Annotated in this window: 10 protein-coding genes and 1 pseudogene; 2 read left to right on the forward strand and 9 right to left on the reverse strand. The window is 73.6% G+C overall.

All coding sequences use genetic code 11. The annotated features are described in order from the left end of the window. Nucleotide 1: 1 nt before the first annotated feature. Nucleotides 2-757: an SIS domain-containing protein gene (locus JK364_RS19525; RefSeq protein WP_201852396.1), complete on the forward strand. Its 756-nt coding sequence runs from the start codon at nucleotides 2-4 to the stop codon at nucleotides 755-757. Nucleotides 758-893: 136 nt separating this feature from the next. Here the strand turns inward: JK364_RS19525 and JK364_RS19530 are convergent, their stop codons facing one another. Next, nucleotides 894-2,450, reverse strand: a complete 1,557-nt coding sequence (locus JK364_RS19530; protein ID WP_201852397.1) for a PAS domain-containing protein — start codon at nucleotides 2,448-2,450, stop codon at nucleotides 894-896. A gap of 473 nt (nucleotides 2,451-2,923) precedes the next feature. Further along, nucleotides 2,924-3,622, reverse strand: a complete 699-nt coding sequence (pdxH, locus tag JK364_RS19535; RefSeq protein WP_230992195.1) for a pyridoxamine 5'-phosphate oxidase — start codon at nucleotides 3,620-3,622, stop codon at nucleotides 2,924-2,926. A 355-nt stretch (nucleotides 3,623-3,977) separates the two neighbouring features. On the opposite strand from pdxH, the gene JK364_RS19540 reads away from it, so the two are divergent. Further along, a complete protein-coding gene (locus JK364_RS19540; protein WP_201852398.1) occupies nucleotides 3,978-5,081 on the forward strand; it encodes a citrate synthase 2 in 1,104 nt (367 codons plus the stop codon). A gap of 1 nt (nucleotide 5,082) precedes the next feature. Here the strand turns inward: JK364_RS19540 and JK364_RS19545 are convergent, their stop codons facing one another. The 7 genes and pseudogenes from JK364_RS19545 to JK364_RS19575 form a co-directional block, all read right to left on the reverse strand. Then, complete coding sequence (locus JK364_RS19545) at nucleotides 5,083-5,766, reverse strand: TetR/AcrR family transcriptional regulator (RefSeq protein ID WP_230992196.1); 684 nt, start codon at nucleotides 5,764-5,766, stop codon at nucleotides 5,083-5,085. Nucleotides 5,767-5,960: 194 nt separating this feature from the next. Beyond that, a pseudogene (locus JK364_RS19550) lies at nucleotides 5,961-6,704 on the reverse strand (enoyl-CoA hydratase family protein); the annotation flags it as partial. Between the two features lie 143 nt (nucleotides 6,705-6,847). Beyond that, nucleotides 6,848-8,431 carry a 4-coumarate--CoA ligase family protein gene (locus JK364_RS19555; protein WP_201852399.1) on the reverse strand — a complete coding sequence of 528 codons (1,584 nt, stop codon included), beginning with the start codon at nucleotides 8,429-8,431 and terminating at the stop codon, nucleotides 6,848-6,850. Between the two features lie 106 nt (nucleotides 8,432-8,537). Then, entirely contained in the window at nucleotides 8,538-9,698 is a 1,161-nt protein-coding gene (locus tag JK364_RS19560) for an acyl-CoA dehydrogenase family protein (RefSeq protein WP_201852400.1), read from the reverse strand. Nucleotides 9,699-9,921: 223 nt separating this feature from the next. Next, nucleotides 9,922-11,913 carry an ATP-binding protein gene (locus JK364_RS19565; RefSeq protein WP_201852401.1) on the reverse strand — a complete coding sequence of 664 codons (1,992 nt, stop codon included), beginning with the start codon at nucleotides 11,911-11,913 and terminating at the stop codon, nucleotides 9,922-9,924. Between the two features lie 11 nt (nucleotides 11,914-11,924). Further along, complete coding sequence (locus JK364_RS19570) at nucleotides 11,925-13,523, reverse strand: acyl-CoA carboxylase subunit beta (protein WP_201852402.1); 1,599 nt, start codon at nucleotides 13,521-13,523, stop codon at nucleotides 11,925-11,927. Nucleotides 13,524-13,602: 79 nt separating this feature from the next. Continuing rightward, on the reverse strand, nucleotides 13,603-15,228 hold the full coding sequence (locus tag JK364_RS19575) for an acyclic terpene utilization AtuA family protein (protein ID WP_230992244.1): 1,626 nt from the start codon (nucleotides 15,226-15,228) through the stop codon (nucleotides 13,603-13,605). Between the last annotated feature and the right edge of the window lie 55 nt (nucleotides 15,229-15,283).

Genomic DNA, 15,283 nt, shown 5'->3' on the forward strand with positions numbered 1-15,283 from the left:
GATGAGCGAGTCCAAACCGGCCGGGCGATTCTTCGACGCGGCCATCGGCCTGCTGCGGCAGGTGCGGGACGAGGAGGGCGAGCATATCGCCGCGGCGGGCACTCTGATCGCCGATACCGTCGCCGCGGGCGGCCGCCTCTTCACATTCGGCGCCGGGCACTCCTCCCTGCCCGCACAGGACGTCGTCTACCGCGCGGGCGGGCTCGCGCTGATGAACCTGCTGCCGGTGCCGGGTGCGGTGGGCGTGGACGTCGTCCCCGCCACCCTGGGCAGCGCGCTCGAACGCGTCGACGGGCTCGCCACGACCGTCCTCGACAGCAGCCCGCTCCAGGCCGGGGACCTGCTGATCGTGATCTCGCTGTCCGGGCGCAACGCCCTGCCCGTGGAGATGGCCATCAGCGCGCGGGAGCGCGGCATCAAGGTGATCGGGTTGACCTCGGTCGGCTACGCGACCGGCACGACCTCGCGCAACCCGTCCGGTGGCTTCCTCAAGGACCACTGCGACCTGGTCGTCGACAACAAGATCGCGGTCGGGGACGCGGAACTCACGGCGGACGGCGTCGGCGCGCCCTTCGCGCCCGCGTCCACCGTCGTGACGAGCGCGATCATGCAGTCCATGGTGGCGGCCGGGATCGGGGAACTGGCCGAGCGCGGGATCGAGCCGCCCATGCTGAGGTCGGGGAACGTGGACGGCGGGCACGAGTGGAACCGTAAGGTGATGACCGAGTACGGGGACCGGATCTTCTACCGCCGATGACGGCCCGCCGGTGACGGTCCGCCGCCGGTGGTCCGCCGGTGACGTCACGCCGCCGGTGGTCCGCCGGCCGGCGCCCCCCGTGGGCGCCGGGCGCGCGGCGGTTGCGGGTGCCGCGTCAGCGCCGCCCAGCACGGTCTCAGCGCCTGCGTACGGCCAGGTCCACCGAGGCCGCGACCCGGGCCGCGACGTCCTCCGCGTACGTCGCGTCCGTCCGGTCGAAGGCCCGGCGGCTGGAGGTGCGCAGGAAGGTGACCACGCCGAGGGTGCGGCCGCGGCTGCGCAGCACCGCGCACAAACCGTGCACCGCGCCCTCCGGCCATTTGCGGGCCGCCGCCCACTGGGCCGCCCCCGACTCGTCCGAGCGTCTCGCGCTCGCCCGTACCGAACCGCAGCGCTCGGCCGCCTGGAGCGCCGGATGGCCCTCCGGATAGGCCAGCGGGATGCCGCCGGGGACGACGGGCGGGCAGGGACCGGGGGCGCCGTTGGGCGTGGCCGCCGCCCGGACCAGCCGGATCCGGTCGGCCGGGGCGCCCGGCGGCGGGTCCAGGACCAGGTCGATCAGGGCGTGGTCGGCGAAGCCCGCCAGTGCGAAGTCCAGGTGGACCGAGGCGGCCTCCATCGGGTCCTCGCATTCGGCCGCCGCCCGCGCCGCCCGGTGCAGCTGGTTGCCCCGGAAGCGCATCCGGGCACTCTCCTGCTCCTGGCCCTTCACCTCCGTCACATCCTGGAAGATCCAGGCCACTCCGAGCGGCGTCGGTTCCTCGGTGAGCGGTGAGGCCAGCCGGAGGAAGCCGCTGCGCCAGCAGCGGCGCCGCGCCGCCGCCCCGGTCTCGCCCCGGTCGCCGCCCTCGCCGCGCACCGCCTCGTCGTCGTCGAGCAGTTCGTAGCGCACGCCCTCCGCGCCCTCGAGGCCGTCCGCCGCGTCGGCGTCGGCGTCCCGCAGCGTCACCCACAGCTCGGTGGGCGCCGGGGGCGCGCCCTCCGCCAGGACGTGCTGGAGCGCGGCCTCCGCCTCCTCCACGCCCTGGTCCAGGAAGTCGCCCAGCGGCCGTCCGGGCGCGGCCTTACGGGCGGTGCGCAGCGCGCCCGCCGCGTTGGCGTTGACGACGGCCACCCGCAGATCCGCGTCGACCAGGACCACGTTCCAGGACGCGTCGTCCAGCAGCGCCTCGCTCAGCGCGATCGACCGCTCCAGGTCGACCTGGGCGTGCACCTCGCTGAAGGCGCAGTACACCCCGGCCGGGCGGCCGTCCGCGCCCGGCACCCCCGAGGACTGGGTACGGACCAGGACCCGGCCGCCGTCCTTGGTCAGCAGCGCGAACTCGTGCACGCGGCGCCCTGTGGCGCCCATGGCCTCCGTAAGGCGCGCCTCGACGTCCCGGGCGTCCCCCGGGCGGGCCGCCCAGCCGCCCAGCCCCTTGCGGCCGACCGCCTCCGCCGCCGTCCACCCGAGGATGCGCTCGGCCTCGTGGTTCCAGTGGGTCACCGTGCCGTCGGCGTCGAACGCGCACAGGGCGGCGTCCATCCCGTCGAGCAGCGCGGCGAGCAGTTCGGAGTCGGGCCGCTCGGGGCCGTCCGGACAGTCGGGGTGGCCGGACGCCGACGGGGCCGCGCCCGGCTGTCCCGGGACCCCCCGCGAGGACCGGGCGGAACGCGCTGGACGTGCGGGTTCGGAACGTTGTGAAGCGCTCACCTGACACCCCTTGCTGGACGTGGCTGTCTGTGGTGGGGCACGTCGGACATTGAACTCGAACGTGACACGCGCCACACCGCATTCGTCGAAATCGTTGCCTCACGGAAATTCGCTTGTGTGTGGCAGGAGGGGGTTCTTAGTGTGGCGGTACACGAGAAGGGAGGTGGTTCGGCCGATGTATGAAATCCGGACGCGTGAGGTGACTGCGGGCTAGCAGTCCGTCGTCGCGCTCAGCGCATTCGCCGGACAGGCGCACCAGAGGTGCGCGGCCGGCCAATCCCAAGCAGTCACCCGACCCGCGGGTCGCCGGTACGTCCGACCGGCCCCCTTCCGCCTCAGGGCGTCAGGGGAGAGACCCGCGGGTTGTCTGCGTTCTCAGGGCGTTCTCAGTGTGTTCCCGGGGCGTGTTGCCGGGGCGTGTTGCCGGGGCGTGTTGCCGGGGCGTGTTCCTGGGGCGTGTTGCCGGGGCCGAGCTACGGGTACAGCCGCTCCACCCGCCAGCCGCCCTCCTCCTCGGGCAGCCGGACGTACCGCAGCCGGTCGTGCAGCCGGTTCTCCCGGCCCTGCCAGAACTCCACCGCCTCCGGCACCACCCGGAACCCGCCCCACTCCGGCGGCACCGGCACCTGCTCGCCCGGCGGATAGCGGTCCGCCAGCTCCTCGTACGAGCGGTCCAGCTCCTCCCGCGAGCCCACCACCGTGGACTGCGAGCTCGCCCATGCCCCCAGCTGCGAGCCGTGCGGCCGGGTGCGGAAGTACGCCGCCGTCTCGTCCCGGCCGGTGCGCCGCGCGGTGCCCGTCACGATCACCTGCCGGGCGATGGGGTGCCAGGGGAAGAGCAGGGCGATATGCGGGTTCTCGCCCAGCTCACGGCCCTTGCGGGAGCCGTAGTTGGTGTAGAAGACGAAGCCGCGCTCGTCGAAGCTCTTCATCAGGACCGTGCGGGAGCTGGGGCGGCCCTGCGCGTCGGCCGTCGAGACGACCATGGCGTTCGGCTCGAACAGCCCGCTGCCCACGGCGTCCTCGAACCACCGGGTGAACTGGCGGAACGGATCACCCGCCAGGTCCGCCTCGTCGAAGCCGGCCGCGCGGTAGTGCTCGCGCATGGCGGCCGGGTCGTACGTACGCGCGGAGGAAGCCGAGGGCTCCGAGTCAACGTGAGGCACGGGCATATCTTGCAACATCATCGGTCCGTCGCACGGGCGACCCCGGAAGAGCGCTCTCCCTCCCCCGCCCCGGCACCCCGTAACCCTCCCGCGTTCCGGAGGGGATGTGCCACTTCTCACGCTTCCCCATGGGCAGTGCACGCACCAGACTGAGCGGACCACGCGCCGCCCGTTCGGCGCCTGGGCAAGGCGCCACCCCCCGTGTCCCGGAGGTCACTCCCCGCCGCGGTTGGGTGACCACCACCCGCACGGGGCACATCACGGAGTGACCGGTACGGACCGCGAGCCGTGTCAGGCGGCCGCGTAACCGTTCCGGCACCGTCCGCCGCCGACCGTCGTCCGCATCATGAGGAGCCGCCTGATGTCCGACTTCGTACCCGGACTCGAAGGAGTCGTCGCGTTCGAGACGGAGATCGCCGAACCCGACAAGGAAGGCGGCGCGCTCCGCTACCGAGGCGTGGACATCGAGGACCTGGTGGGCCATGTCTCCTTCGGGAACGTCTGGGGTCTGCTGGTCGACGGCGCCTTCAACCCGGGGCTGCCGGCCGCCGAGCCGTTCCCCATCCCGGTCCACTCCGGGGACGTCCGGGTCGATGTGCAGTCCGCGCTGGCCATGCTCGCGCCCGTCTGGGGCCTCAAACCGCTGCTGGACATCGACGAGCGGCAGGCCCGTGAGGACCTGGCGCGCGCGGCGGTGATGGCCCTGTCCTACGTGGCCCAGTCGGCCCGTGGCCAGGGGAAGCCGATGGTGCCGCAGCGGGAGATCGACAAGGCCGGAACCATCGTGGAGCGCTTCATGCGGCGCTGGCGCGGTGAGCCGGACCCCAAGCATGTGGCCGCCGTCGACGCGTACTGGACCTCGGCGGCCGAGCACGGCATGAACGCCTCCACCTTCACCGCCCGCGTCATCGCCTCCACCGGCGCCGATGTGGCCGCCGCGCTCTCCGGCGCGGTGGGCGCCATGTCGGGGCCGCTGCACGGCGGCGCGCCCTCCCGGGTGCTCGGCATGATCGAGGAGATCGAGCGCACCGGGGACGCCACCCGCTACGTCAAGCAGGCGCTGGACCGGGGCGAGCGGCTGATGGGCTTCGGCCACCGGGTCTACCGCGCCGAGGACCCGCGGGCGCGGGTGCTGCGGCGCACCGCCAAGGAGCTGGGCGCACCGCGCTTCCAGGTCGCCGAGGCGCTGGAGCGGGCCGCCCTGGACGAGCTCCACAACCGCAGGCCGGACCGGGTGCTGGCGACGAACGTGGAGTTCTGGGCGGCCATCGTGCTGGACTTCGCCGAGGTCCCGGCGCCCATGTTCACCTCGATGTTCACCTGCGCCCGTACGGCGGGCTGGAGCGCGCACATCCTGGAGCAGAAGCGGACCGGCCGTCTGGTGCGGCCGTCGGCCCGGTACATCGGCCCCGGCGCGCGCAGCCCGCACGAGGTCGACGGCTACGGGAACACCGCCTCGCGGTAGGTCAGGAGGCGGCCGGGGCAGAGTGGTCGTGGGCCGGGCGGTCGTGGGCAGAGTGGTGGTGGGCAGAGTGGTCGTCCGGGTCCCTCGGGGTCAGGATCCCCTCCAGGATCCGCGACCACTGGGCCACGACCCGCTCCCGACGGTGGCCGTCGTCCGTCAGCAGATTGGCCAGTCCCAGGCCCCGTCCCATGTCGAGCAGGCCCTGGACGGCCTCCCGGACGCCCGGCACCGACTCGTCGGCACCCAGCAGTTCCACCGCCATCCGATGCGTCTCCCGGCCGATCTTCGCCTCCAGGGCGGTCACCCGGGCGCCCAACTGCTCCTCGCACGAGGCCGCCACCCACAGCTGGAGGGCGGCCCGGAAGAGCGGGCCGGTGTAGAGGGTGACCAGCGCCTCGACAACCGCGGGGACGCGGCCCTCCCCGCGCGGGGCTGGGAGGGCGCGCACCTCGGCCGAGCGCTCCTCGGCGACATGCTCGACGGCGGCCGTGAAGAGGTCCTCACGGGTCGGGAAGTGGTGCTGGGCCGCGCCCCGCGACACCCCCGCCCGCTCGGCGACCACCGCGACCGTGGAACCGGCCCAGCCGCGCTCGGCGAGGCAGGCCACGGCGGCCTCCAGCAGCCGCCTGCGGGTGGCACGGCTGCGGTCCTGCTTGGGGTCGCGCAATGCCGTACGGGGGGTCATCGGGGCGCCCCGGCGGGGCCCGTGGTCCCCGTGTCCCCTGCGGCCCCCGTGGCCCCCGTGTCCCCTGCGGCCGCCGCGTCCGGTGCCCGTCCCGCGTCCGGTGCCGCGTCCGGTATCACCCGCGCCTCGGCCGCCGTCCCCGCGTCGGAAGCTGCCCCCGCGTCAGCCGCCGCCCCCGCCTCGGAAGCCGTCTGCCGCACCCACGCCGGGTCGCGCCGCTCCAGGAACGACGTCATGCCCTCACGCGCCTCCTCGGAGGCGAAGAGGCGGGCCGACAGCGCGGCCAGCGCCTCGCCGTCCCGGTCGAAGGCGCGCAGCACATCAGCGGTCACCAGCCGCTTGGACTCGGCCAGGCCCTGCGGGGAGCCGCGGCGCAGCCCGTCGAGGACGGGCGCCAGCGCCTCGTCCGCGTCACCCTCCGGGTCCGCGAGCGTCACCAGCCCGATCCGGGCCGCCTCGGCGGCGTCGAACCGCTCCCCCGTGAGGTAGTAGCGGGCCGCCGCGCGCCGGTCCAGCCGCGGCAGCAACGGCATCGAGATGACGGCCGGGGCGAGGCCGAGCCGCGCCTCGGTGAAGGCGAAACTGGCGCCGCGCCCGGCCGCCGAGATGTCGCAGGCCCCGAGCAGCCCGAGCCCACCGGCCCGTACGTGCCCGGTGACGCGGGCGACCACCGGCTTGGGCAGTTCCACGATCGACCGCAGCAGATCCACCAGACCGGACGCCCCGGACGCCGAGGGCGGTTCGCTCAGATCCGCGCCCGCGCAGAAGGTGGTGCCGGTGTGGGTGAGCAGCACCGCCCGCACGCGGTCGTCCCGCCCGGCCGCCGCCAGCGCCTCGCGCAACTCGGCGACCAGGCGCGAGGAGAGGGCGTTGCGGTTGTGCGGCGAGTCCAGGGTGAGGGTGGTGATCCCGCGTGCGAAGGCGGCCAGTACGAGCGGCTTTCGCGCGTCGGCCGTAAGGCCGTCAGCCGTGGAGCCGTCAGCCGTAAGGCCGTCAGCCGAGGAGCCGTCAGCCGTAAGGCCGTCGGTCAGCGGGCGGCCGGTCGTGGGGGCGGCCGTGGGGCCGGTCGTGGGGCCGTCGGTCATGGGGCGGTCGAACTCCTTTCCCTGGCGCGCAGTTCACGCCTGAGGATCTTGCCGGTGGCCGAGCGCGGCACGGCGTCCGTGAACTCCACACGGCGCACCTTCTTGTACGGGGCCACCTGTCCGGCAACGTACGCGATCAGGTCGTCCTCCGAGATCCGGGTCCCGGGCCTGGGCACCACATACGCCTTGGGGATCTCGTTGCCCGCCCCGTCCGTCACCCCGATCACGGCGGCGTCGACGACGGCCTCATGGGCGAGCAGCACGGCCTCCAGGTCGGCCGGGGCAACCTGATAGCCCTTGTACTTGATCAGCTCCTTCACCCGGTCCACCACATACAGCCAGCCGTCCGCGTCCACATGTCCGACGTCGCCGGTGTGCAGCCAGCCCTCGCCGTCGATCATCGCGTCGGTGTCCTCGGGGCGGCCCAGGTAGCCCTTCATCACCTGCGGTCCGCGGATGACGATCTCGCCGTCCTCGCCCACTGCCAGGTCCGCACCGCTGTCCGGGTCCACGATGCGCATCTCGGTGCTCGGCAGCAGCTTCCCGACGGTCCCGGGCGGGGCGTTCTTCGCGTCGCGCGGCACCAGATGGGAGCCCGGGGACAGCTCCGTCATCCCGAACGCCTGCAGCAGCGGCGGTACGCCGAGCCGCTGGGCGCACGCCTCCGCGAGCCGGGCGTCCAGCGGGGCCGCCGCGCTCAGCACGTACCGCACCGACGACAGGTCATGGCCGTCCACCGCCGGATGCTTGGCGAGCGCGAGCACGATCGGCGGGGCCACGTAGAGCGCCTGGGCGCGGTGCTTCTCGATCGCCGCGAGGAAGGTGTCGAGTTCGAAGCGGGGCAGCACGATCACCGTGCCGCCGTTGCGGAGCGGTGCGTTCATGAGCGCCGTAAGGCCGTAGCTGTGGAAGAACGGCAGAACGGCCAGCACCCGCTCCCCCGGCCGGCTGGGCACCAGCGTCTCCACCTGCGCGAGGTTGGTGGCCACGTTGCGGTGGGTGAGCATCACGCCCTTGGGGGTGCCGGTGGTGCCGGAGGAGTATGGCAGGACGGCGATGTCCTCGGCCGGGTCGATCTCCACCACCGGTTCGGGCGCGGTGCCGCTCAGCATGGAGCGCAGCGAGCGATGGCCGCTCGCCTCGTCGCACACGAAGACCTCCCGTATCCCCCCGGCACGTTCGGCGGCCTGCCGGGCCACGCCCAGCAGCGCCGAGACGGTGATGATCCAGGACGCGGCCGCGTCCCGGAGCTGCTTGGCGAACTCCTCGGGTGTGGCCAGCGGATGCACCGTGGTGACCGCGGCCCCGGTGCGGGTGGCGCCGTAGAACGCCGGTGGGTACATGATCGAGTTGGGGCTGTGCAGGGCCACCACATCGCCCTTGCGCACCCCCGCCTCGGCCAGCGCGGCCCCGATCCGGCGCGCCGCGCGGTCCAGCGCGGCATAGCTCAGGGCCGCCCCGGTCACGCCGTCCACCAGCGCGGTCAGGTCGCCGAACTCCTCGGCCGCGCGGGCCAGCACGGCGTCGTGGATGGGCAGATCGACGGGCGGTACATCGGGATACTCGCTGCGCAGCACCATGGCCGCTCCCCTCAGCTCGATGGACCTACCTGTCCGTTCTGCCCTATCCACGCGGTCCGTACGACTGCGGCGGGCCCGGCGCAGGCTCAGTACGACTCGGGAACGTTCAGTACGACTTGGGCAGGCCCAGGGTCTGGTGGGAGACGTAGTTGAGGATCATCTCCCGGCTGACGGGGGCGATCCGGGCCACCCGGGCGGCCGTGATCAGCCGCGCCAGCCCGTACTCGGCGGTCAGGCCGTTGCCGCCAAGGGTGTGCACGGCCTGGTCCACCGCCCTCACCGCGGCCTCCCCGGCCGCGTACTTGGCCATGTTGGCGGCCTCGCCCGCGCCCGCGTCATCGCCCTCGTCGTACAGGTACGCCGCCTTCGCCATCATCAGCCGGGCCAGCTCCAGCTCGATATGGGCCTGGGCGAGGGGGTGGGCGATCGCCTGGTGGGCGCCTATGGGCTCCTTCCACACCTGGCGGGTACGGGCGTAGACCACGGCCTTGTCGAGCGCGTAGCGGCCCATGCCCAGCGCGAACGCCGCCGTCATGATGCGCTCCGGGTTGAGCCCCGCGAACAGCTGGAGCAGCCCGGCGTCCTCGTCGCCCACCAGCGCGTCGGCGGGCAGCCGTACGTCGTCCAGCACCAGCTCGAACTGCTTCTCCGCGGCGGCCAGTTCCATGGGGATGTGGTGGTGGGTGAAGCCGTGGGTCTCGCGCGGGACGATGAACAGACAGGGCTTGAGCTTCCCGGTCCTGGCATCCTCCGTGCGGCCGACGATGAGGATCGCGTCGGCGTTGTCCACACCGGTGATGAAGACCTTACGGCCGTTGAGTACCCAGCCGCCGCCCTCGTCCCGGCGGGCGGTGGTGGTGATGCGGTGCGAGTTGGATCCGGCGTCGGGCTCGGTGATGCCGAAGGCCATGGTGATGCTGCCGTCGGCCAGACCGGGCAGCCAGCGCTCCTTCTGCTCGGCGGTGCCGAACCGGGCGATGACGGTGCCGCAGATGGCGGGCGAGACGACGAGCATGAGCAGCGGGCAGCCCGCCGCGCCCAGCTCCTCCAGGACGATGGACAGCTCGGTGATGCCGCCGCCCCCGCCGCCGTACTCCTCGGGGAGGTTGACGCCGAGGTAGCCCAGCTTTCCGGCCTCGGCCCACAGTTCGGCGGCCCCCTCGCCCTCCTGGGGGCCGCCCGGGGCGTGTCCCTTGGCGAAGGACGACACCGCGGCGCGGAGCGCCACGCGCTCCGGGGTGTCCACGGGCGTGTGCGGGCTGGTCATGGACGGCTCCTCCCACGTGCGTGCGTTGTGCGGGCCATGTGCGCTGTGCTGTGCGGGCCCCTTGCGGTGCGTTGTGCGGTCCAGCTGCTGTGACGCGTTGCGTCGCGGGCCGCTGCGGTGCCGCGCGACCCGTACGGACTGCGCGGGGGGTGCGACCCGTACGGACTGCGCGAGCTATGCGGCCCGTACGGACTGTGTGGCCCGTACGGTGTGCGGGGCCGGGTCACTCCCCCGCCGCCACGACGGCGAGCAGGGCTCCGACCTCGACCTGGCGGCCGGGGGCGGCGTGCAGGGCGGTGAGCACCCCGGCGGCGGGCGCGGTGACGCGGTGCTCCATCTTCATGGCCTCCAGCCACAGCAGGGGCTGTCCGGCCTCGACCCGGTCCCCGGCCGCCACCTCGGCGACCCGCACCACCGTGCCCGGCATGGGCGCCAGCAGCGAGCCGGGCTCGGTGCGGGCGGTGGGGTCGGGGAAGCGGGGCAGCGCGGTGAACACATGGCCGCCCTGGGGCGTGTCGACATAGCGGCGGTCCCCGTAGGCCGTCACCTCGAACGTCCGCCGGACCCCGGCCACGACAAGGACGACCCGCGCCGGATCGGCGTCTCGCCCCGGCTCGGCCTCCCGCCCCGGCTCGGCGCCCAGCAGCCGGACGTCGGAGAGGCCCTCCGCGAGCAGCCCGTCACGGGTGAGGCGGTAGCGCACCTCGTGCTCGGTACCGTCCGGTTCGGCGCGGTAGCTCCTCAGCTGCGGCTGGGAGGGCACATTGCGCCAGCCGCCCAGCCGCCCGGCCACGGTCGCCGGCCGCCGCGCCGCGTCGGCCAGGGCGGCGGCGAGGGCGGCGAGCGCAGCCGCCTCGTCGCCATCGGAGTCGTCATCGGAGTCGCCGTCGGAGGGAGCGTCGGAGGGAGCGGTCAGCTCGGGCAAATGGCGTTCGAGGAACCCGGTGTCCATACGTCCCGCCGCGAACTCCGGGTGGCGCAGCGCCCGTACGAGCAGCTCCCGGTTGGTCACCGGACCGTGGATCCGGGCCCGCTCCAGCCCGTGGGCCAGCCGCCGCACCGCCTCGGCCCGGGTGGGGGCCACGGCGATGACCTTGGCCAGCATCGGGTCGTAGTGCACGCCGATCGCGTCGCCGCCGTCCGGCCCGGAGTCCACCCGCAGCCCGGGGATCTCCAGCCGGTGCAGGATCCCCGTCTGCGGCCGCCAGTCGCGCGCCGGGTCCTCGGCGTACAGCCGCGCCTCGACGGCGTGCCCCCGGGGCTCCGGAGGCTCGGCGTCGAGCCGCTCCCCCTCCGCGATCCGCAGTTGCAGCGCCACCAGGTCGAGGCCGTGGATCTCCTCGGTGACCGGGTGCTCGACCTGGAGGCGGGTGTTCATTTCGAGGAAGTACGCCCGCCCCGAGGGCGAGACCAGGAACTCCACGGTGCCCGCGCCCTCGTAGCCGATCGCGCGCGCCGCGTTCGCCGCCGACTCGGCCAGGGTGTGCAGCGATTCCTCCGCCAGACCGGGGGCCGGGGCCTCCTCGATGACCTTCTGGTGGCGGCGCTGGAGGGAGCAGTCGCGGGTGCCGAGGGTCCATACGGTGCCGTGGGTGTCGGCGAGCACCTGGACCTCGACATGGCGGGCGCCCTCCATATAGGGCTCCACGAAGATCTCACCGTCGCCGAAGGCGGAGGCCGCCTCGGCGCGGGCGGAGTCGAGTTCGGCGGGGAGCGCGGCCAGCTCGCGCACCACCCGCATGCCCCGGCCGCCGCCGCCCGCCGCCGCCTTGACCAGCACGGGCAGATCACCGGCGGTGACCTCGGCCGGGTCGAGCGGATCGAGCAGGGGTACGCCCGCCTTGCGCATGATCTCCTTGGCGCGGGTCTTGGAGGCCATGGCCTCCATCGCCTCGGGCGGCGGCCCCACCCACACCAGCCCCGCGGCCCTTACGGCGCGCGCGAAGTCGGCGTGCTCGGAGAGGAAGCCGTAGCCGGGGTGGACGGCGTCGGCCCCGGCGGCCAGGGCGGCCTTCACCAGGAGATCGCCACGCAGGTAGGTGTCGGCCGGGGCGTCGCCCGGCAGCCTTACGGCGGAGTCGGCCTCGCGTGCGTGGGGCGCGTCGGCGTCCGCGTCGGAGTGCACCGCGACGGTGGCGATGCCGAGGTCACGGCAGGTGCGGACGATACGCCGCGCTATCTCGGCGCGGTTGGCGACCAGGAGGGAACGAATCACGGGTTCCTCACTCACATCCGGAAGACGCCGAAGCCACCGCGCGCGCCCTCGACCGGCGCGGTGTGCAGGGCGGACAGACACAGGCCGAGCACGGTGCGGGTGTCGCGCGGGTCGATGACGCCGTCGTCGTAGAGCCGCCCGGAGAGGAAGAGCGGCAGCGACTCGGACTCGATCTGCTGCTCCACCATGGCGCGCAGCGCGGCGTCGGCCTCCTCGTCGTACGGCTGCCCCTTGGCGGCGGCGGACTGCCGGGCGACGATCGACATCACCCCGGCGAGCTGCTGCGGGCCCATCACGGCGGACTTGGCGCTGGGCCAGGCGAAGAGGAAGCGGGGGTCGTACGCCCGGCCGCACATCCCGTAGTGACCGGCGCCGTACGAGGCGCCGATGAGCACCGACAGATGCGGGACGCGGGAGTTGGAGACGGCGTTGATCATCATGGCGCCGTGCTTGATGATCCCGCCCTGCTCGTAGTCGCGGCCGACCATGTAGCCCGTGGTGTTGTGCAGGAAGAGCAGCGGGATGTCGCGCTGGTTGGCGAGCTGGATGAACTGCGCGGCCTTCTGCGACTCCTCGCTGAACAGCACCCCCTGGGCGTTGGCCAGGACCCCGACCGGGTAGCCGTGCAGCGCGGCCCAGCCGGTGGCCAGGCTGTGCCCGTACAGCGGCTTGAACTCGTCGAAGTCCGAGCCGTCGACGATCCGGGCGATCACCTCGCGCGGATCGAAGGGGACCTTCAGATCGCTCGGAACGATGCCGAGCAGTTCCTCGGTGTCGTACTTCGGCGGCTCGGCGGGCCCCGGATCGGACTGCGCCTTGCGCCAGTTGAGGCGGGCCACGACCCGGCGGGCCTGGCGCAGCGCGTCGGGCTCGTCGGTGGCGAAGTAGTCGGCGAGCCCGGAGGTGCGGGCGTGCATCTCGGCGCCGCCCAGCGACTCGTCGTCGCTCTCCTCACCGGTGGCCATCTTCACCAGCGGCGGACCGCCCAGGAAGACCTTGGAGCGCTCCTTGACCATGATCACGTGGTCGGACATCCCAGGGATGTACGCGCCCCCGGCGGTGGAGTTGCCGAAGACCACGGCGATCGTGGGGATTCCCGAGGCGGACAGCCGGGTGAGATCCCGGAACATCGCCCCACCGGGGATGAAGATCTCCTTCTGGGAGGGGAGATCGGCGCCGCCGGACTCGACGAGGCTGACCAGCGGAAGCCGGTTGGCGCGGGCGATCTCATGGGCGCGCAGCGCCTTCTTGAGCGTCCAGGGGTTGCTGGCCCCGCCCCGTACGGTCGGGTCGTTGGCGCTGATCAGGCACTCCACACCGGAGATCACCCCGATGCCGGTGACGATCGAGGCGCCCACCGGATAGTCGCTGCCCCAGCCGGCCAGCGGCGACAGCTCCAGGAACGGGGTGTCCGGGTCCAGCAGCATCTCGATCCGCTCGCGGACCAGCAGCTTGCCGCGCTTGCGATGGCGCTGGACGTATTTCTCACCGCCCCCGGCGAGCGCCTTGGCGTGCTCGCCCTCCAACTCGGCGAGCTTGGCGAGCATCGCCTCCCGATGGGCCGTGTGGTCGGCGCCTGCGGGGTCGAGCGCGGACGCGAGCACGGTCACAGCGATACCTCCGGTATGTCCAGGCGGCGACAGGGCGGCCCATCGCCAACGGCTGTGGCCCGGAGGCCGGAACGGGGGTTCAAAGCAGTACCTCCGGTATGTCCAGATGGCGGGAGCGCAGCCATTCCCCGACGGCCTTGGCCTGGGGGTCGAAGCGGGCCTGCGCGGCGACGCCCTCGCCGAGCAGGCCGTCCACGACGAAGTTCAGGGCCCGCAGCCGGGGCAGCGGATGGCGGGTGATGTTCAGCTCGGCCGCCTCCGGGAGCAGTTCCCGCAGCCGGTCGGTGGTGAGGGTGTGGGCCAGCCAGCGCCAGGCGGCCTCGCCGCGCGCCCAGACGCCGATGTTGGCGCTGCCGCCCTTGTCGCCGCTGCGGGCCCCGGCGACCGCGCCGAGCGGGGCGCGGCGGGTCGGGCCCGGCGGCAGCGGGGGCGGCAACGGCAGTGGGGGCTCCGGCACCCGGCCCATGGCGGCTGGGGTGGGGGCCGGGGGAACGGACAGCCGGGAGCCGTCCGGCAGCACGGCGGAGTGCGGCACGGTGTCGGCCGGGGTCTCCACGGCCTCGAAGACGCCGTAAGGCGAGCCCTTTCCGGGCGGTGCGGTGACATGGAAGCCGGGGTAGCTGGCGAGGGCCAGCTCCACGGCCGCGCCGCTGATCACCCTGCCCACCGCTGCCGGGTCCCGGTCGCGTACCACCAGCCGCAGCAGTGCGCTCGCCTCCTCCTGCACGGCCGCGTCGGGATGGTCGGTGCGGGAGAGGGTCCAGCGGACCTCGGCGGGGCGGCGCTTGGTCATCGCCCCCTCCATCTGGTCCCGTACGAGCGCCGCCTTGGCCTCGATGTCCAGGCCGGTGAGCACGAACACCACCTCGTTGCGGTGGCCGCCGAGCCGGGTCAGCCCGGTCTTGAGGGTGCGGGGCGGCGCCTCGCCCCGTACGCCGTGGACGCGCACCCGGTCCGGGCCGTCCTGGGCCAGCCGCACCGAGTCCAGCCGGGCGGTGACATCCGGGCCCGGGTAGCGGGCGCCCGCCGTCTCGTAGAGGAGCTGGGCGGTGACGGTCCCGACCGTGACGGCGCCGCCGGTGTGCGGATGCTTGGTGATCACGCTGGAGCCGTCGGGGTGGATCTCGGCGAGGGGGAAGCCGGGGCGGCGGACGTCGTGCTCGGCGAAGAAGGAGTAGTTGCCGCCGGTCGCCTGGGTACCGCACTCCAGGACGTGCCCGGCGACCACGGCTCCGGCGAGCGCGTCCCAGTCGTCGGCGGCCCATCCGAAGTGCGCGGCGGCCGGGCCCGTCACCAGCGCGGCGTCCGTCACCCGCCCGGTGACCACCACGTCCGCGCCACCGCGCAGACAGGCCGTGATCCCGGCCCCGCCGAGATACGCGTTGGCGGTGACCACGCCGGCCCCCCAGTCGCGGGCGCCGAGGAGGTCGTCACCCTCGACATGGGCCACCCGGCAGCCGATCCCGAGCCGCTCGGCGAGCTCGCGGATCGCGTCCGCCAGCCCGGCCGGGTTGAGCCCGCCCGCGTTGGTGACGAGCCGTACGCCGCGCTCCATGGCGAGCCCCAGGGTGTCCTCGAGTTGGCGCAGAAAGGTCGTGGCATAGCCCCGCGCGGGGTCCTTGGCGCGGTCCCGGCCCAGGATGAGCATGGTCAACTCGGCGAGGTAGTCACCGGTCAGCACGTCCAGGGGCCCGCCGGTGAGCATCTCGCGCAACGCGTCGAAGCGGTCGCCGTAGAAGCCGGAGGCGTTGCCGATACGG

The organism is Streptomyces endocoffeicus, from assembly GCF_016741935.1.
Taxonomy (GTDB): domain Bacteria; phylum Actinomycetota; class Actinomycetes; order Streptomycetales; family Streptomycetaceae; genus Streptomyces; species Streptomyces endocoffeicus.